This window comes from Flavobacterium sp. (assembly GCF_025352015.1).
Taxonomy (GTDB): domain Bacteria; phylum Bacteroidota; class Bacteroidia; order Flavobacteriales; family Flavobacteriaceae; genus Flavobacterium.
The window spans coordinates 21201-40893 of sequence record NZ_JANXUG010000061.1 but is presented as its reverse complement, the minus strand read 5'-3'; the positions used below and the strand labels follow the sequence as shown (position 1 = coordinate 40893).

At 35.7% G+C, this 19693-nt stretch carries 19 protein-coding genes; 3 read left to right on the top strand and 16 right to left on the bottom strand.

Annotated elements, in window-relative coordinates:
- The 3 genes from Q0Q96_RS06270 to Q0Q96_RS06260 all read left to right on the top strand — a co-directional run.
- Window positions 1-1958 (top strand): biosynthetic peptidoglycan transglycosylase (locus Q0Q96_RS06270; protein WP_293872382.1); only part of this gene is annotated, 1958 nt, incomplete at its 5' end.
- A 71-nt stretch (window positions 1959-2029) separates the two neighbouring features.
- Window positions 2030-3670, top strand: coding sequence for a DUF4139 domain-containing protein (locus Q0Q96_RS06265; protein ID WP_293872381.1), 1641 nt, complete (start codon window positions 2030-2032; stop codon window positions 3668-3670).
- Window positions 3671-3764: 94 nt separating this feature from the next.
- Window positions 3765-5138 (top strand): PQQ-dependent sugar dehydrogenase, encoded by a 1374-nt coding sequence (locus Q0Q96_RS06260; RefSeq protein WP_293872380.1) that lies wholly within the window; start codon window positions 3765-3767, stop codon window positions 5136-5138.
- Window positions 5139-5217: 79 nt separating this feature from the next.
- Here Q0Q96_RS06260 and Q0Q96_RS06255 read toward each other — a convergent pair whose 3' ends face one another.
- The 16 genes from Q0Q96_RS06255 to Q0Q96_RS06180 all read right to left on the bottom strand — a co-directional run bounded on the left by Q0Q96_RS06255 (window position 5218) and on the right by Q0Q96_RS06180 (window position 19567).
- A complete protein-coding gene (locus Q0Q96_RS06255; protein WP_293872379.1) occupies window positions 5218-6252 on the bottom strand; it encodes an aldo/keto reductase in 1035 nt (344 codons plus the stop codon).
- 40 nt (window positions 6253-6292) lie between these two features.
- A complete protein-coding gene (locus tag Q0Q96_RS06250) occupies window positions 6293-7663 on the bottom strand; it encodes an NADH-quinone oxidoreductase subunit N (RefSeq protein WP_293872378.1) in 1371 nt (456 codons plus the stop codon).
- A gap of 7 nt (window positions 7664-7670) precedes the next feature.
- Window positions 7671-9107 (bottom strand): NADH-quinone oxidoreductase subunit M, encoded by a 1437-nt coding sequence (locus Q0Q96_RS06245; protein ID WP_293872377.1) that lies wholly within the window; start codon window positions 9105-9107, stop codon window positions 7671-7673.
- A 9-nt stretch (window positions 9108-9116) separates the two neighbouring features.
- Window positions 9117-10994, bottom strand: coding sequence for an NADH-quinone oxidoreductase subunit L (nuoL, locus tag Q0Q96_RS06240; RefSeq protein ID WP_293872376.1), 1878 nt, complete (start codon window positions 10992-10994; stop codon window positions 9117-9119).
- Window positions 10995-11000: 6 nt separating this feature from the next.
- Complete coding sequence (gene nuoK / locus Q0Q96_RS06235) at window positions 11001-11321, bottom strand: NADH-quinone oxidoreductase subunit NuoK (RefSeq protein WP_293872375.1); 321 nt, start codon at window positions 11319-11321, stop codon at window positions 11001-11003.
- 1 nt (window position 11322) lies between these two features.
- Complete coding sequence (locus Q0Q96_RS06230; protein ID WP_293872374.1) at window positions 11323-11844, bottom strand: NADH-quinone oxidoreductase subunit J; 522 nt, start codon at window positions 11842-11844, stop codon at window positions 11323-11325.
- Window positions 11844-12395: an NADH-quinone oxidoreductase subunit I gene (locus Q0Q96_RS06225; protein WP_293872373.1), complete on the bottom strand. Its 552-nt coding sequence runs from the start codon at window positions 12393-12395 to the stop codon at window positions 11844-11846. Before Q0Q96_RS06225 ends, Q0Q96_RS06230 begins: the two co-directional genes overlap by 1 nt.
- Window positions 12396-12407: 12 nt before the next feature.
- The gene (gene nuoH, locus Q0Q96_RS06220; RefSeq protein ID WP_293872372.1) at window positions 12408-13439 is read right to left on the bottom strand and encodes an NADH-quinone oxidoreductase subunit NuoH; all 1032 of its coding nucleotides are present in this window, start codon (window positions 13437-13439) and stop codon (window positions 12408-12410) included.
- Window positions 13432-14481 (bottom strand): 2Fe-2S iron-sulfur cluster-binding protein, encoded by a 1050-nt coding sequence (locus Q0Q96_RS06215; RefSeq protein WP_293872371.1) that lies wholly within the window; start codon window positions 14479-14481, stop codon window positions 13432-13434. The genes nuoH and Q0Q96_RS06215 overlap by 8 nt, the downstream gene beginning before the upstream one ends.
- A gap of 79 nt (window positions 14482-14560) precedes the next feature.
- Window positions 14561-14824: a four helix bundle protein gene (locus tag Q0Q96_RS06210; RefSeq protein WP_293872370.1), complete on the bottom strand. Its 264-nt coding sequence runs from the start codon at window positions 14822-14824 to the stop codon at window positions 14561-14563.
- Between the two features lie 125 nt (window positions 14825-14949).
- Window positions 14950-16305: an NADH-quinone oxidoreductase subunit NuoF gene (gene nuoF, locus Q0Q96_RS06205; protein ID WP_293872369.1), complete on the bottom strand. Its 1356-nt coding sequence runs from the start codon at window positions 16303-16305 to the stop codon at window positions 14950-14952.
- Window positions 16306-16309: 4 nt separating this feature from the next.
- A complete protein-coding gene (locus Q0Q96_RS06200; protein WP_293872368.1) occupies window positions 16310-16840 on the bottom strand; it encodes an NAD(P)H-dependent oxidoreductase subunit E in 531 nt (176 codons plus the stop codon).
- Between the two features lie 5 nt (window positions 16841-16845).
- Entirely contained in the window at window positions 16846-18081 is a 1236-nt protein-coding gene (locus tag Q0Q96_RS06195) for an NADH-quinone oxidoreductase subunit D (protein WP_293872367.1), read from the bottom strand.
- Window positions 18082-18621, bottom strand: coding sequence for an NADH-quinone oxidoreductase subunit C (locus Q0Q96_RS06190; RefSeq protein WP_293872366.1), 540 nt, complete (start codon window positions 18619-18621; stop codon window positions 18082-18084).
- Between the two features lies 1 nt (window position 18622).
- Window positions 18623-19168: an NADH-quinone oxidoreductase subunit B gene (locus Q0Q96_RS06185; RefSeq protein WP_293872365.1), complete on the bottom strand. Its 546-nt coding sequence runs from the start codon at window positions 19166-19168 to the stop codon at window positions 18623-18625.
- Between the two features lie 33 nt (window positions 19169-19201).
- The gene (locus tag Q0Q96_RS06180) at window positions 19202-19567 is read right to left on the bottom strand and encodes an NADH-quinone oxidoreductase subunit A (RefSeq protein ID WP_293872364.1); all 366 of its coding nucleotides are present in this window, start codon (window positions 19565-19567) and stop codon (window positions 19202-19204) included.
- Window positions 19568-19693 lie beyond the last annotated feature (126 nt).

The following is a 19693-nucleotide window of genomic DNA, read 5'->3' as shown; positions in this document are numbered from 1 at the left end:
AAAATAAAATGAAAAAAACAAAACACAGAACAAAAGTAGTTCTCAAAATAGCTGGCGTCATAGCGCTATTGGGAATAGTATTGTTATTAGCTTTGAGAAATACCATTTTAGAAAAAGTTATCCATCGCATTGATACTTCACTTTATAAAGATTATCAATGTCATTTTACCATCAAAAATGCCCAGTTTCAGGGGTTAAATACAATAATATTTCAGCATATATATTTGGTTCCAAATCAAGCTGATACCTTGGTTAGTATTGACGAAATGAAAACGAGTGTCAGTTTATGGAAACTTTTAGTGGGCGATATTCAACTCGGAAAACTAGAGATTAATAAAGGCTATATTCAATTGGTAAAAACCAAATACGGTAGCAATTTTGATGCGTTTCTTCGTTCCAAAAAAGACAATAAGAAAAATCAACAAGTTAATTATGCCCAACTTTTAAATCGCATCAGTTCAAAAATGATGGATTTAGTTCCAACAGACATGAGCGTGAAAGGTTTTGCTTTCAAAATTAACGACCAAGGAAATAAAGTTGATTTCAATTTTAATCAATTGGCTTTAGCCGATAAAAAACTCAACACGCTTATTTTAGTTACGTCTGATAATTTTTCACAACAATGGCGCATCAACGGTTTTGCTGATCCCCGATATAGAAAAGCCGATTTGCAATTTTTTAGCGCTCAAGGTGACGCGATTCGAATTCCGTATTTGAACAGAAAATTCAACCTGAAAACAGGTTTAAAATCCATACACTTCAATTTAGAAAATATTGCGATGAACAGTGGCGTATTGCACATTGATGGGTATTCCTCTATTCAAGATTTAATGGTCAACCATCCCAAAATTGCAGAGAAAGATGTAGTAGTCACAAACGCTCGTTTTGATTATCATTTTATTGTTGGCAAACGTTTTATGGCGCTTGATACTACATCAATGTTATGTTTGAACAGTACAAAATGTCTAATGCGCATTTCTTATACCAACGAGAAAGACAAAGTCTATGCGCTCCAATTGAACATTCCAAAAATGAAAGCTCAAGATTTTATCTCCTCTTTGCCTATGGGATTATTTCGCCATTTTGAGGGTATGCAAGCACAAGGAAATTTCAGTTATGTACTTAACTTCGAATTCAATAATCACAAACCAAAAGCCCTTATTTTTGAAAGCAAACTTAAACCTCAAAATTTAAAAATCACTAAATATGGCGAAGCCAATTTAAACAAAATCAATGGCGAATTTGTTTATCGGGCTAATGACAAGGGTATTTTTCAACGCCCAATTTTAGTAGGTTTCGGGAATAAAAATTATACACCGTTAAACGAAATGTCGCCATTTTTACAAAAATGCGTCTTGACTAGCGAAGATCCCTCATTCATGACACATCGGGGTTTTATCAATGAAGCTTTTAAAGAATCGATAACTAAAAATATCAAAACCAAGAAATTCTCGCGTGGCGCAAGTACCATCAGCATGCAATTGGTAAAAAATGTTTTCCTAACGCGTGAAAAAACATTGTCGAGAAAACTTGAAGAAATCCTCTTGGTTTACATTTTAGAAAACAATCATATCAGCACCAAAACACGCATGCTCGAAGTATATTTTAACATCATCGAATGGGGACCAAACATTTACGGTATCAGCGAAGCATCTCATTTTTACTTTCAAAAGCCGCCGGGTGATTTGAATGTAAATGAATGTTTGTTTTTGGCAACAATCATACCAAATCCGAAAGGTTTTATGTATCGTTTTGATGCAAATAATAGATTGAAACTTGGACCAAAACAACAAGAAAAATTCTTAACAAATCTTATGTTTCGCAGAAATTTATTGACTTCAACCGATACAATTGGCAATTTCCCTTTAGCTATTTCTGGAGCTGCGCAATCTTTTTTAAAACAAAAAGCAAGGACTAAAGTAATTGATAGCCACGATACTAATGATTTTGAATTTTAAAAAAATAAGATTTTAACCGTTTTTAATAGCTTAAAATGTTATTTTAGTACAAATTTTTTAAAACGAATTGTATGAAATACCTTTTTTATTGTCTGGGATTTATTTCCACAATTGCCTCCGCACAAAAACCCATTTTTACCACTGCCAAGGTCAAAGCAGCAACCGTTTATTTTAATGCTGCCGAATTATCGCAAACTACCGCCTTAAATCTTCCGGTGGGAACAAGTGAAATTGTGATTAAAAACGTTGCCGATTATTTGAACGAAAGCACCATGCAGATTGGCGCTCCTAATTCGGTTACCGTTTTATCGGTGCAGTTTACACAAAATTATATTTCAGAATATGAAATTGATGAAACCAATCCGATGATTAAAAAAGTACGCGACAGTATTACTTCGACCGAAAAAGAAATCAAGAAAGTGCAAATTGAAACCTATTCTAACCAACAAACAATAGCACTTTTAGATGCCAATCAGAATGTAGCTGGAACCAATACAGGTATGAACGTAACCGAATTGATGAAATTGGTAGATTTCTATAAAACCAAACGAACTGAACTTGACAATGCCGTTGTTACTCTGAAAGAGAAAGAAACTAAACTAAAATTTAAACTCAAAAACCTAAACAACAAACTCGAAATTAACACCAAAAATGAAGAAAAGAATTCGAAAGGGAAGTTGATTATTCAAGTGATGAATGAAATTGCAGGCGTCGTAAACTTGGATATTAATTACATTACCAACAACGCTTCTTGGAATCCTTTTTATGATTTGCGCGCCGAGAATATCACAACACCAATCAATATGATGTATAAAGCACAAGTCACCCAAAACACAGGAATAGATTGGAAAAAAGTAAAACTTACTTTGTCATCTGGAAACCCAAATCAGAATAATAAGGCGCCGATTTTGAGTTCTTGGTTTTTGAGATATCAAAACAAAGATGAAGTAAATGATTTTAATAATTATCGAGGGAATGTTTATGATGCTAAAGTAAGTAAATTGGAAGAAGTTGTTGTTCAAGGATATAGTCGTAAAGAGAAAAAAGATATAAAAATAAGAGGAGCAAATTCAATTTCAAATCACACTAATATCAATGAAACCCAACTCAACGTTTCTTTTGATATTGATATTCCGTATGATATTTTGTCTAATGGTAAGCCGCACAGTGTGGCACTGAAAGAAATTAAATTGCCAGCGACATATAAATATTATGCTGCTCCTAGAGTAGATAAAGATGCTTTTCTTTTGGCAGAAATCAAGGACTATTCTAAATACAACTTGTTGCCAGGCGATGCCAATATTATCTTTGAAGGATTGTATGTGGGCAAAACGATGATTAATCCCAATCAAACTTCGGATTCTTTGAACTTGAGTATGGGAAGGGATAAAAAAATAACTATCAAACGCGAAAAAGTGGTTGACAAATCGGGAACACGTTTTTTATCTTCCAAAAAAGAACAAACATTTACGTATGATATCACCATCAGAAACAACAAAAAAGAAGTCGCTAACTTGACTTTAAAAGATCAATATCCGGTGAGCACCGACAAAGAAATCGAAATCGAACTCGCGCAAAGCGACAATGCCAAGGAAAACAAAGAAACTGGAATTTTAACCTGGGACTTAAATCTTAATCCAAATGAAACCAAGAAAATTCGTTTTAGTTATCGGGTTAAATATCCGAAAGATAAAATTTTAGACAATTTGTAAAAACTTAAAATGCAATCCGCAACTGTTGCGTTTTTTTATAACCGTATGATTTTAAAGTTTTTATTCCTAACTTTACAAATAAAACATTTTAGTTATGAAAAAATTACTACTTATTATCGCTTTTTTTACCTTAACAGCGAATGCTCAAACAGTAGCATTACAAAGTTTTGCTACCGGATTTACTTCACCAACAGAAATAACGCATCCTGTTAACGATGCTCGACTTTTTTTAGTACAACAAGGCGGAATCATTAAAGTGATTAACGCCAACGGAACGGTAAATGCTACGCCATTTTTAACATTAACCACCGCTACTATTATTACAGGTAGCGAAAGAGGATTGTTAGGTTTAGCTTTTCATCCCAACTATGCTACCAACGGCTATTTTTATGTAAACTATACTCGTGCTGGTGATGGCGCAACAGTTATCGCACGATATACCGTTTCTACTGATCCCAATGTTGCTAATGCAGGAAGCGGAACAGTAATATTCACCGTTTCACAACCTTACAGCAATCACAATGGGGGTAGTATAAAGTTTGGTCCCGATGGTTACTTATACATTGGAATGGGAGATGGTGGTGCAGCTGGTGATCCCGAAAATAGAGCTCAAAACATCAACGAAAATTTGGGTAAAATATTAAGAATTGATGTCGACTCTGCATTTCCTTACGGAATTCCTCCAACCAATCCTTATGTTGGTATTGCAGGGAATGATGAAATTTGGTCAATTGGAATGCGAAATCCTTGGAAATTTTCTTTTAATCGCTTAAACGGTGATTTGTGGATTGCCGATGTGGGTCAAGGTTTAGCCGAAGAAATAGATCACATTACGAGCCCCTTACCAGTAGGATTAAATTTTGGATGGCGTTGTTATGAAGGTAATCTTACTTATGATACCTCATCTGGAACTTGTCCTCTTTATGCTGCGACTGTTGCGCCTGTTACACAATACGGACACACTTCCAGCAGATGTTCTATTACGGGGGGCTATTTTTATACGGGTACAATGTATCCCAATTTTGGAAACAAATATTTTTTCGCCGATTATTGCACCGCTGAAATTGGGTATCTCACGGGAAGCGGAAGTACCATAACATGGGCATTAGATTCTCCTGGTGTTATAACCACTTTTGGAGAAGATAAAAATGGAGAACTTTATGTAACTGGTGGCGGAACAGTTTATAAAATTATTGATTCTTCGCTCGGTACCAATGACTTTAACAAAAACGGATTAAGTTTTTATCCAAATCCAGCAAAAACAGAAATTTTTATTAAAAACAGTACAGAAATAACACTTTCTAATGTGAAGATATACGACCTAACGGGTAAATTACTCTTAACAAAATCACTTGAAAACAATGACATTTCGGCTGTAAATATCAGTTCGTTGTCAAGAGGAATGTATTTGATTACTGTCGAAGATTTTAAAGGAAATCAATATCAGTCTAAATTGATGGCGGAATAACTAAAAATTGAAACCTTAAAAAAAGAGCGCAAAAAAATATTTTCTGCGCTCTTTTTGTTATAATCTTTGATGTTAGATTTTAAGGAGCAGGATTTGGAATTAATTCCTGAATGATGTTTATTTCTGAAATGATTTCAGGACTTAAAACAGTTTCAAAAGCTGTGATATTTTCTTGAAGCTGACCGATAGATGTCGCTCCAACAATAGTTGATGTTACAAAGTCTTGTTGGTTTACAAATGCCAACGCCATTTGGGTTAAAGACAATCCATTAGCAACAGCTAATTCTTGATATAGTTTTGTTGCTTTATGACAATTGTCATTGGAGTATCTCGAAAATTGTGGAAACAAGCCTAAACGTGAATTGGGTTGAGTTCCGTTCAAGTGTTTGCCAGTCAAAATGCTAAAAGCTAAAGGCGAATAAGCTAATAATCCAATATTTTCCCGCATTCCAATTTCTGAAAGTCCTACTTCATACAAACGATTTAATAATGAAAACGGGTTTTGAATAGTTACTATTCTTGGTAAATTATGTTTTTCGCTTTCGGCAATGAATTTCATCACACCATACGGATTTTCATTGGAAACACCAATGTGTTTGATTTTCCCATCTTTAATTAAACCATCAAAAACCGTTAATGTTTCAAAGAAATTTTCTTGCCACTGGTTATCAATTTTGGAAACACCACGTTGTCCAAACATATTCATAATTCTCTCTGGCCAGTGCATTTGATATAAATCGATATAATCTGTTTGGAGATTTTTTAAGCTCAAATTAACAGCTTCGTGAATATTTTTTCTCGAAAAATCTAATGGATTTCTGATGTATTCCATTTTTCTGTTTGGTCCAGAAATTTTTGTAGCAATAACCAACTCACTTCTTTTGCTTGTTTTTTTCAGCCATGTTCCAATATACCTTTCTGTGTTACCAAGTGTTGCTTCTCGTGCCGCAATAGGATACATTTCAGCAGTATCAATAAAATTCACTCCATTTTCTGTCGCATAATCTAATTGAGCATGAGCATCAATTTCAGAATTTTGTTCACCAAAAGTCATTGTGCCAAGACAAATTTTACTAACTCTCAAGTCAGTATTGGTTAAATGAGTATATTTCATTGGATAGTTAAATAAGTTAGAAATCTAGAAGCAGAGGATTTTAATTCAATAAATTGATTACAAATGAAGGATAAACACCCATCAATATATTAAGTAAAATGGCAAGGAAAGCCACCGCGTAATATACCAATGGCACAGTGGTTTTTTCGTTAGTAGCTTCTTTGGTATACATGGCTATAATCAGTTTAAAATAATAGCCTACACTGATGATTGAGTTGATGACTCCTGCAATTACGACAACAAGAAATCCTGCTTTTATAGTTTGACTGAACAGCATAAACTTCGCAAAGAACCCTGCAAAAACAGGAATTCCTGCCATTGATAAAAGCGAAGCAGTTAAAATTGCCGCCATCAAAGGATTACTTTTTCCTAAACCATTAAAATTGTCAATATCTTCGTTGTTTTTGTCTTTAGTAACATAAATAATTACGGCAAAAGACGCAATACCAGACAAGGCATAAGCGGCGGTATAATATAAAAGCATACTTGCCGCTGTTGATAGACTTAAGAGTGCCATAAGCATAAATCCCGCATGCGAAACGCCAGAAAAAGCCAACATTCGTTTTACATTTTTTTGGCGCAACGCCATGATATTCCCAACCGTCATTGATAGTATTGAAATAACCACTATAACCATTTCAAATGTTGGTGATAATGATGATGTCATTCCAATTAATAATTTGTATAACGTTGCCATAGCCACCACTTTTGCTAAAGTACTCATTGTAGCCGTCGTCATTGATGGCGAACCTTCGTAAACATCGGGTGCCCAAAAATGAAACGGTGCAGCTGCGATTTTGAATAACATTCCGATAAGCATCAAGGTAATTCCTATTGGAAACCAAACCGGTAAGCCAGCCCCAGAAGATAAATCTTTGATTTCAGCAAGGTCAAAATAGCCTGTAGCTCCATAAATTAAACATATTCCAAATAAGATTATTCCAGATGCGAAAGAACCTAACAAGAAATATTTCATACCCGCCTCGTTACTTTTTACATCCAATCTTCGACTTGCCGCTAAAATGTAAAGTGAAATAGATAATACTTCAATTCCTAAAAAAAACATTGATAAGTTTCCAAAAGAAACCATGGCAACACTACCGGCTAACAAGAAAATTTTGATAGCTATAAAATCGGAAAGTTTTGTGGGATGATCTTTGTAGAAATCGCCACTTAAGGCAACTAAAAAAATCGTTAAAATGATAAATAAACTAGAAAATGCCACCGAAAATTTATCTACTACAACCATGTTATTATAGTACGCTGAAGGTGCATTGAATTCGGAAATATTGAGTCCAAGAATGACGAATAAACCAAGCAAGGCAAACGGAACTAACAGTTTTCTTAAATTAAAGATTTCTGCGATAAGGCAAAAAACACCTAAACCCGATATGGCGATTAATGTATTCATTTTTGGACTATCTATTAATGTTTGATAAAATTTCTTTTAAACTTGGAGTTACCAAATCCACGATTGGTTTTGGATACAGTCCAAAGAATAATAAGAAAGCAATTATAATGGTGAATGTAATAGCTTCGTTGACTGTAATGTCTGCAAAAATTTTAGGATTGGTTTCGCCAAGCATTGTGTTTTGGAACATTTTCAGCATATAATAAGCACCTAAAATAATGGTCGTACCACCCAAAACGGCAAACCCAATATTAACTTGGCTCAAACTATACAAAACCGTAAATTCTCCGACAAAATTGAATGTTCCTGGCAAAGCTACCGAAGCTAAAACCAAAATCATAAACATAGATGTGAATTTTGGGGTTTGTGTACGAATACCGCCCAAGTCAGCAATTTTATTTGTTTCATATCTTCTAAAGATGATTTCAGCAGCAAAGAATAATCCAACAATAACAAATCCATGTGCAATCATTTGCAAAACCCCGCCACTTAATCCGTCAAGAGTCAAAGTATAACAACCTGCTGCGATTAAACCAACGTGAGCCAATGACGAATACGCCAATAATTTTTTCAAATTCTTTTGGCGTAAAGCCACTATTGAGCCATAAATTACTCCAGCAATACTCAACCCAATTAAAATTGGCATGTAAGTTTTAGCAGCTACTGGAGCAATAGGCAATTGCCAACGAATAACACTGTACAATCCCATTTTTAGCATAACTCCTGATAAAAGCATCGTTCCAACCGTTGGTGCTTTTTGGTAGACTTTTGCCTGCCAAGTATGGAAAGGAATTATCGGAATTTTAATGGCATACGCAAGGAAGAATGCGAAGAATATCCAGCATTGTTCGTTAGCGTTAAGGTTCAATTTGTATAAGTCTTCCAGTAAAAAACTTCCTGATTTTGAGTATAAATAAGCGAAAGCAGTCAGCATGAATAACGAACCTCCTAAAGTATAGATAAAGAATTTCAAAACTGCTTTTTTGCGTGATTCAGCATTGCCATTACCCCAAATCAATGCGATGAAGTAAATAGGAATCAAAGCCAATTCCCAGAAAATATAATACAACAATCCATCAGCGGCTAAAAAGGTTCCCGTCATGGCAAACGTCATGAAAAGTACTAAAGCGTAGAAACTTTTAGCGTTTGTAAAGCTATTCCCAAAGGAGGAAAAAATAATCAACGGAGTCAAGGCTGTGGTCAATAAAACCATTGCAATAGATAAACCATCAGCACTGAATGCTAAAGCAACCTTCGGGTTGTCAATCCAACTTCCCATGAAGCTGATTATGCAGCCTTTATTGTACAAGTTCAACAAATACAAAGACACACCTAATGCACCCAAACTGAAAAAAAGTGCAACTTTAGAAGCTAATTTATCTCCCGCTAAAAACGTGACAATAGAACCAACAAGAAGTAATAATAGTATAGTAGTTACATTCATTATGTGAAATTATTGAGCTATAAATAAATAAGTTATTATGCTGAGAACGCCAATCACAAATACAAATAAGTACAAACCAATACTTCCGGTTTGCAATTTTTTACCTTGTGTTCCAATTCCGTTGACAGCAGTTCCTAGACCAAAAACTACTTTTCCTATCGCGGGTTCAAATGTTGTTCTAAAGAAATTAGCCAAACTGTTTATCGGTCTTATAATAAGGAAAGTATAAAATTCATCCACGTAATATTTGTTATAAATTATTTTAGAAAAACCTGTAATTTTTGAATCTTCTTTTGATACAAAACTTTGTTTGATGTATTTTGAATACGCCCAAATAATTCCTAAAATCGAACCTGTTAATGCAATTCCCATTAACATATATTCCTGATTTCCTAACGCGTGTTCTTCGTGTTTTGCAACTAAAATTGGTTCTATGAAATGGTTTAACCAATTGCTTCCCGGTAAATTAATCGCGCCACCAATGAATGCCAAAATCGCTAATAGTACTAATGGAATAGTAATCAAACTTGGGCTTTCATGTAAATTATTTTTTTGTTCTTCGGTTCCTCTGAAGTCTTTGAAGAAGGTCAGATACATCAATCGGAACATATAAAAGGCAGTCATAATAGAAGCAATCGAAGCAACAATCCATAATACTTTATTGTGCTCAAAAGCTACCATCAGGATTTCATCTTTAGACCAAAAACCTGCAAATGGAAAAATTCCGGCAATGGCTAAAGTTGAAATCATCATAGTCCAAAAAGTGATTGGCATCGCTTTGCGCAAACCACCCATTTTTCGCATATCTTGTTCACCATGCAATCCGTGAATTACAGAACCAGAACCAAGGAACAAACAAGCTTTAAAAAAGGCATGCGTGATTACATGGAATACAGCAACATTATAAGCTCCCAATCCTAGTGCCAAAAACATCAATCCCAATTGTGAAACAGTAGAGTAGGCCAATACTTTTTTGATGTCGTTTTGAAGTAAACCAATGGAAGCAGCAACCAAGGCAGTTGTTGCTCCAACAATGGCAATGATGTTTTGTACTCCTGGCGTTAAATCAAATAAGAAATTCAATCGGGTCACCATAAAAATTCCAGCGGTTACCATCGTCGCTGCGTGGATTAATGCTGAAACGGGTGTCGGTCCAGCCATTGCATCGGGTAACCAAGTGTATAGAGGTAATTGAGCTGATTTTCCGCAAGCTCCAATGAATAAACATAAAGTTCCAACTCCAAGCCACGCTGTATGTACATTTCCAACTGCAAGAGCTTGTTTTATTTCCATATAATTCAGACTTGAAAATAAGGTTCCAATAATGAAAATGCCAATCAAATAACCCAAATCCCCAATCCGATTCATGATGAACGCTTTCTTCGCGGCATCGTTAAACGATTGGTTTTTATACCAAAATCCGATTAATAAATAGGAACACAATCCAACGCCTTCCCAACCGATAAACATTACCAATAAGTTGCTTCCTACAACAAGCGTAATCATAAAGAACACGAACAGATTGAGATACGCAAAAAATTTATGCATATTCTCGTCATCGTGCATATAACTGATAGAATATAAGTGAATTAGTGAACCAATTCCGGTAACGAATAACAACCAAAGTAATGACAGTTGGTCTAATAAAAGTCCGAAATCTAATTTGAAATTATGAACCGAAATCCAATCGAATAATGAAATTTCAAAAGGTTTTCCTGATTGTTGTAATTGCGTAAAAAAGCAAATGCTCATGAAGAAAGAAACCACCACTGTTAATGTTCCGATTACTCCAGAAACAGTTTTGCTCACTTTTTTCCCATAGAAAATATTGAAAATAAATCCAACAAACGGTGATAAGAGTAATAGTAAAGCTAAATTTTTTTCCATTCCAGATTATCCTTTTAAGTTCTTTAATTTTGCTATATCAATAGAGCCAACATTTCGGTAAACCGAAACTAAAATTGCTAAACCAACGGCAACTTCTGCTGCGGCAACCGCCATAGAAAAAAACACAAATACTTGTCCTTCGGCATCTTGATGGTACGTTGAAAAGGCTACAAACAGAAGGTTTACAGCATTCAGCATAATTTCGATAGACATAAATACTATGATAGCATTTCTTCTGTACAAAACCCCAAAAACTCCGATACAAAATAAGAGTACCGAAAGAAATATATAATTTTCAATACCTATTTGATTTAAAATATTATTCATCTTATTTTTCGGGTTTTTCTTTTTTAGACAATAAAACAACGCCAATCATGGCAACTAACAATAGGATTGAAGCAAATTCAAACGGCACCATATAACCGTTTTTATCATCCAACAAAACAACTCCTAATTTTTTGATAGACTGAAAATCTTCACCAGACGAGTCATAATCGCCCATAATAGTTTTGGAATGGATAAAAATAGTTACCAAAACCACACTCGTCAATATAAAAACGGTAATCGCGCCAAGACGCGTAATTCGGGGCTTATGGACTTCGTCTTCTTTATTCAAATTCATTAACATGATGGTAAAAAGAAAGAGTACCATGATTGCACCCGAATAGACAATAATGTGAACGATTGCCAAAAACTGTGCGTTAAATAATAAATAATGTCCAGCAATAGAGAAGAAACAAATCACTAAGTAAATAGCGCTATGAATGGGGTTTTTACTATAAATGGTTAAAAATGCTGAAGCCAAGGTAATGGCCGATAGAAAATAAAATATAATTGTTATGGGCGACATTAGTTGGTGTTTTTAAGTTGAGCGTTCTTAAGAGCCATTTCTAGAGGCATAACCAATTTATCTTTTCCGAAGATAAAGTCTTCACGTTTGTAACTCGCAGGAACTAATTCTTTGGAGAGCGTTAAGTAAATAGCATCTTTTGGACAAGCTTCTTCACACAAACCGCAGAAAATACAACGCAACATATTGATTTCATAGATTTCGGCATACTTTTCTTCGCGATACAATAGTTCTTCTCCTTGTTTACGCTCGGCAGCTTTCATCGTAATGGCTTCCGCAGGGCAAGACAGCGCGCACAAACCACATGCGGTACAGTTTTCACGACCTAGTTCGTCGCGTTTTAACATGTGCTGTCCTCGGTAAACAGGACTAAATTCTCGCACTTGTTCTGGATATTGTATCGTTGCTTTTTTTCTAAAAAAGTGTTTGATAGTGATAAGCAATCCTTTAACGATGGCTATCAGATATAGTCTTTCCCAAAAGGTCATTTCCTTGTTGGAAACTTGCTTTTTATGACCCGAAAGCGATAAGCTTTGTATTGTTGTTGACATAATTGCTGTATCTTATTTAAAAGCTAAAATGCAAATTCCTGTTATAATAATATTGGCAATAGATAGCGGAATTAAAATTTTCCAACCTAGATTCATCAATTGATCGTATCTAAAACGCGGTATCGTCCATCTGATCCACATAAAGAAAAAGATAAAGAAACATAATTTTATAAATAAAGCAAAAATCCCTATCACATTGGCACTATTAGTACCCCAATGTTCGGCAGCCCAACTCATCCCAGGATAATTATAACCTCCAAAAAATAATATCGAAATTATGGTTGCCGAAATAAACATATTAGCATATTCAGCAAATAAATAAAACCCCATTTTCATAGATGAATATTCTGTATGATAACCACCAATTAATTCTGATTCGCACTCTGCTAAATCGAAAGGCGTTCTATTGGTCTCTGCAAAAGCACAAATCAAGAAAATTAAAAATGAAATTGGTTGATAAATAACATTCCAATGCCATCCATGTTGTTGGATAGAAATTTCTTTTAAACTTAAGGTGCCCGTCATCATTACTAATGCAATAATCGACAATCCCATGGCAACTTCATAAGAAACCATTTGCGAAGCAGCACGTACAGCACCCATCAATGAAAATTTATTATTTGATGCCCAGCCACCAATCATAATTCCGTAAACTCCAATAGAAACCACAGCAAAAATGTACAGTAAAGCGCTATCTGTATCCGTAGCTTGCAGTTTGACAGTTCTTCCAAAAATTATTAATTTATCACCCCACGGTATTACGGCACTAGTCATTAGGGCGGCGCTCATCGCAATTGCGGGTCCAACAAAAAATAAAAATTTATTTTTGGTATTAGGTTCAAATTCTTCTTTGGCAAACAATTTCATACCGTCGGCAAGGGGTTGTAATAAACCTCCCCAACCCGCACGATTGGGACCAACTCGGTCTTGAAGAAAAGCCGCCACCTTACGTTCTGCCCAAGTAGAATACATTGCCATAACCATGGTAAATGCAAAAATAATTACAATGAAAATACTTTTTTCTATAATAAACGCACTATTCATTTTTATTCGAATTTATAGGGTTACCATCAATTTTTTCGTTGTAATCTATTTCAGCCATGCTTATTTTTTTGCGATCGATAGCTCTTCCTTCAAGAATTCCTTTTTCGGTATTAATAACAACGGCATCGATTTTACCGTAATATTTGTTTTGGTTGATAACCGAATCTTTTTCGAATTTACGTGGTCCTTCAATTACCCAATCAGCAACGTCTTTTTTGTCAAAACGACAGGTGTTGCAAATGAATTCTTCTACTTCATGAAATTCATCTTTTCGAGCCGTTACTCTCTGTATTTCGTTTCCGAACATCCAAAGCGTAGTTTTTCCGCAGCATTTGTCACAATCTCTGTGAGCATTCATAGGTTTATCAAACCAAACTCTCGATTTGAATCGGAACGTTTTATCGGTCAAAGCACCAACCGGACAAACATCAATCATGTTTCCTGAAAATTCATTATCAATAGCAGCCGAAACACAAGTCGAAATTTGTGAATGATCACCGCGATTCAATACGCCGTGAACTCTTCCGTCTGTTAATTGGTCAGCCACTTCTACACAACGTTGGCAAACAATGCAACGGTTCATGTGCAATTGAATTTTGTCACCAATATTTTCCGGCTCAAAAGTTCTTTTATCTTCAATGAAACGCTGTTGTAATTTTCCGTGTTCGAAGCTTAAATTCTGTAAATCACATTCACCTGCTTGGTCACACACTGGACAGTCTAGAGGGTGATTTATCAAAAGGAATTCAGTTACCGCATTTCGTGCTTCTTTAACTCTGTCCGAAGATTTGCTAGCGATTTCCATTCCGTCTTGACAACCCGTTACACATGATGCCATTAATTTTGGCATTGGTCTTGGGTCGGCTTCGCTTCCTTTAGTGACATCTACTAAACAACAACGGCATTTGCCTCCGGTTCCTTTTAGTTTAGAATAATAACACATGGCTGGCGGAACAACTTCTCCACCAATCATGCGAGCTGCCTGCAGTATTGTTGTTCCTGCTTCAACCTCAATTTCCTGACCATCTATGATTACTTTCATTTATATTAAGTCTTAATGTCTTAATGTCTTAAGTCTTAGTGTCAATGCGTCGGATTACTCGACTTTATGACTTTTGGCTTTACGACTTTTGACTACTTTGCAAATATTTAATAAATCCACTTATTAATTTTGAAATATCCGAACCATCGTTAAATAGTTCTTCAAATTCAGTTTTTTCAATATAATTTAAATTTAATGCTAAATACAATTGCGACCTTACTTCTGCTGCAGATGCTTTAGCTATATACAAAAAATGTATAAATTCTTTATCTGTATTTCTTTCAAATCCTTCTGCTATATTAGAAGAAATTGAGATTGATGCTCTTCTTATTTGTCTGACCAAATCAAAATTTTTTTTAAATTTTGATTATCTGTTATTTCATAAATCTTTTTATTAAACTGTCTGGCTTTCTGCCAAGAATTAATTTCTTCAAAAGATTTAAAATTCCCCATTTTACTTTATGACTTTTAGACTTTCGACATTAAGACTTCTGAAAACGGTTTAGTCACAAAATGATCTCTATTTTTTACTTTTTCTGGGAAACGGATATGGTATTCAAACTCATCCTTGAAATGACGAATGGCAGCAGCAACTGGCCAAGCAGCGGCATCACCTAAAGGACAAATCGTATTTCCTTCAATTTTTGCCTGGATGCTCCACAATAATTCGATATCCTCTTCACGGCCCTGACCGTTTTCGATTCTCCACAATACTTTTTCCATCCAGCCTGTTCCTTCTCTGCAAGGTGTACATTGACCACAACTTTCGTGATGGTAAAATCTTGAGAAATTCCAAGTATTTCTAACTATACAAGCTCTGTCATCATAAACGATAAATCCACCCGAACCTAACATTGAACCTGTGGCAAATCCACCATCTGATAAACTTTCGTATGACATCAAACGGTCTTCACCTGCAGCGGTTTTGTAGATTAAATTCGCTGGTAAAACAGGAACTGAACTTCCTCCGGGAACCAATGCTTTCAATGGTCTTTCGGTTTGCATTCCACCACAATATTCATCAGAATTCATGAATTCGTATACTGATAATCCCAAATCTATTTCGAAAACACCTTGATTTTTGATGTTTCCCGAAGCTGAAATTAATTTGGTTCCAGTTGAACGACCAATTCCGATTCCGGCATAATCAGCACCTGAATTGTTAATAATCCACGGCACAGCAGCAATAGTTTCTACATTATTTACAACCGTTGGATTCGCCCAAAGTCCCGAAACAGCTGGGAATGGTGGTTTAATTCTAGGATTTCCACGTTTCCCTTCCAAGCTTTCAATTAATGCGGTTTCTTCTCCACAGATATAAGCTCCGGCACCAATTTGAACGTATAAATCCAAATCATAACCTGAACCTAATATATTTTTACCCAACCAACCGGCAGCTTTTGCTTCGGCGATGGCTCTTTCCAAAATTTTGTATACCCACATATATTCTCCACGGATGTAGATGTAGGAAAGGTTGACACCCAATGCATAACTCGATGTAATCATCCCTTCAATCAAGAGATGCGGAATATATTCCATCAAAAATCTGTCCTTGAAAGTTCCAGGTTCAGATTCGTCAGCATTACAAACCAAATGACGTGGTTTCCCTGATTTCTTATCGATAAAACTCCATTTCATTCCGGCAGGAAATCCAGCACCACCACGACCACGAAGTCCCGAAGTTTTTACTTCTTCAACTACTTCATCCGGAGTCATTTTTTTTAGGGCTTTTTCTACAGATGCATAACCGCCTTCTTTGCGGTATACTTCGTAAGTTTTGATTCCCGGAACGTTTATTTTGTCTAATAATATTTTTCTTCCCATGATATTATTTATCGTGTAAAGTGATTTTTCCTTCTTTACAATCGGTGATTAACTGATCGATTTTTGTTTCTGTCAAATGTTCCTGAAAAAAATCACCCAACTGCATCATTGGAGCATAACCACAAGCTCCTAAACATTCTACTCCACGCACTTCAAACATCCCGTCTGCTGTTGGTTCGCCAACTTTAATTCCTAGTTTATTACAAGTATAATCCATCAGATTTTCTACACCATTTAAACAACAGGCAGAAGTTTGACAGAATTCGAACATATATTTTCCAATTGGTCTTTGATTGTACATCGTGTAAAATGTAACCACTTCATAGACTTCAATAGGCTGGATTTCTAAAATCTCGGCAACTTTGTTTTGCAATTCTATACTTAACCAATTGTCGTGAGCATCCTGAACCTCGTGTAAAACGGGCAACAAAGCTGATTTTCTTTTGTCTGCAGGATAATGGCTCATTAGTTCATTGATGCGATTCATCAACGGTTCAGTGATATTTATCTCTTGGTGTATATGTGATTTTTCCATAATTATTAAGCGTCTAATTCGCCGGCAATTACATTTAAACTTGATAATATTACGATTGCATCGGATAACATTCCGCCTTTAATCATTTCAGTATACGCTTGATAATAGATATAACAAGGTCTGCGGAATTTTAATCGATATGGCGTGCGGCTACCATCAGTAATTAAATAAAAACCTAATTCTCCGTTTCCACCTTCCACAGCGTGATAAATTTCATCAACAGGAACTGGAACTTCGCCCATCACGATTTTGAAGTGATAAATTAAGCTTTCCATATTGGTGTAAACATCTTCTTTTGGGGGCAAATAATAATCTGGAACATCAGCGTGGATTGGACCTTCCGGTAACTTTGCCAACGCTTGTTTGATAATACTCAAACTTTCCCAAACTTCGGCATTACGAACGCAAAAACGGTCGTAAGTATCACCTGATTTTCCAACAGGAACGTCAAATTCGAAATCTTCATAAGAAGAATATGGAGTTGCTTTCCGAACATCATAATCAATTCCGGCCGCACGTAAATTAGGACCGGTCATGCCATATTGCATGGCGCTTTCCGCAGTAATCGGACCAACGTTAACGGTTCTATCAATAAAAATTCTGTTGCGTTCAAAAAGGTTTTCGAATTCTTTCCAGGCAATCGGGAAATCTTCTAAAAATGTGTTTAACAATTCAAAAGATTTTGGCGACCAATTTCTTTCGAAACCGCCAATTCTTCCCATGTTGGTTGTTAAACGGGCACCACAAATTTCTTCGTAAATCTCATATGCTTTTTCTCTGAATTGGAATACATAAAGGAAACCCGTATAAGCTCCGGTATCAACACCAAGAATGGAATTACAGATTAAATGGTCCGTAATTCTGGCTAATTCCATTACGATTACCCTTAAATATTGCGCACGTTTCGGCACTTCAATATTTAATAATTTTTCTACCGTCATCCACCACGCCATATTGTTGATTGGCGAAGAACAATAGTTCATACGGTCTGTCAATACATTGATTTGGTAAAACGGACGGTTTTCAGAAATTTTTTCAAAGGCTCTGTGAATATAACCAATGGTTGGTTCTGCATCTAAAATCCGCTCACCATCCATCAATAAAATATTCTGAAAAATTCCGTGAGTAGCCGGATGCGTAGGCCCTAAATTCAAGATAGAAAATTCACTTCCGTCTTCATTTCGGCTTTGTTCTATGATTTTAGCATAGCGATGTTCTGGGGGTAATAGTAAATCTGACATTTATAATGTTGAATTATCCATTTGAGTTTTTACAGGCGTTCTTCCGAAGAAGCGGTCGTCTTTATCGGTTCTTCCACTGTCTTCCAATGGGAATTCCTTTCGCATAGGAAAAGAAACCATTTCGTCCATATTTAGAATTCGTTTTAGTTGCGGATGACCTTTGAAATTGATTCCGTAAAAGTCCCATGCTTCTCTTTCCATCCAATTGGCGCACAGAAACAAATCGATTATAGTAGCTACTTCCGCAGGATCTGGCAAATAGGTTTTTACCCGAATTCTAACATTTTCAATCCAATTGTGCAATTGATATGCTATGGAAAACTGATGATTTTCATCATTGTCGGGAAAATGAATTGCGGTCAAATCGGTTAAAAAATGAAAGTTTAAGCTTTCGTCTTCTTTTAAAGTTTGAATTACTTCGTGAATAGTTTCTCGAGTCGCTTCAAAGGAAAAAATATCTCTTTTCATTTCAAAATTCAGCACGTTGTTGCCAAATTTTTTGGATAGATTTTCTTGTATGTATGTAGTTTCTAAAGCCATATTATAGGTTATAAGAAGCTAATAATTCTTTGTATTCTGGCGAACTTCTTCTGCGAACAGATTCATTTCTTACCAACTCCTGTAATTGCATTACGCCATCTACAATTTGTTCTGGTCTAGGAGGACAACCCGGAACATAAACGTCTACCGGAATTACTTTGTCAATTCCCTGTAGCACAGAATACGTATCAAAAACGCCACCTGAACAGGCGCAGGCTCCAACGGCAATTACCCATCTAGGTTCCGACATTTGTTCGTAAACCTGACGTAAAATTGGCGCCATTTTTTTAGAAATGGTTCCCATTACCATTAGCATATCGGCTTGACGAGGAGAAAAACTCACTCTTTCAGAGCCAAATCGTGCTAAATCATAGTGAGAAGCCATGGTTGCCATAAATTCGATCCCGCAACAGGAGGTCGCAAAAGGCAATGGCCAAAGTGAATTGGCTCGCGCCATGCCCACAACATCGTTCAATTTTGTGGCGAAAAAACCTTCACCAACTACTCCTTCTGGCGGAGCAATCATATTTGTTTTAGAATCACTCATTTTTAATTTTTAATTCGCAATTTTTAATTGATGTTATTCCCATTCCAGCGCTTTCTTCTTAATAATGTAGAAGAATCCGACTAGAAGCAATAACATAAAAATCACCATTTTAATCATTCCGTCAACACCGAGAGCTTTAAAATTGATTGCCCATGGGTATAAAAAAATTACTTCGACATCAAACAAAACAAATAAAATCGCTACCAGAAAATATTTAACAGAAAAAGGAATTCTTGCATTTCCAACGGATTCTATTCCGCATTCAAAGTTTTTGTCTTTGTTTTTTGAATGTCTTTTTGGTCCTAAAAAGCTAGAACCAATGATGGTTAAAACGACAAATCCAACCGCCAAACCAGCTTGCATAAGGATTGGTAAATAGTCTAATTGATTAGATTGCATAGAGGTTGTGATTATAGTAATTTAATAAGCTACAAATATACGCCGCATTATTTAATTCGCAAAAACAGAAAGACAAACGTTTCAAAATAGTTAGTATAAACCCAGCTATTTAAAACAATTATAAAT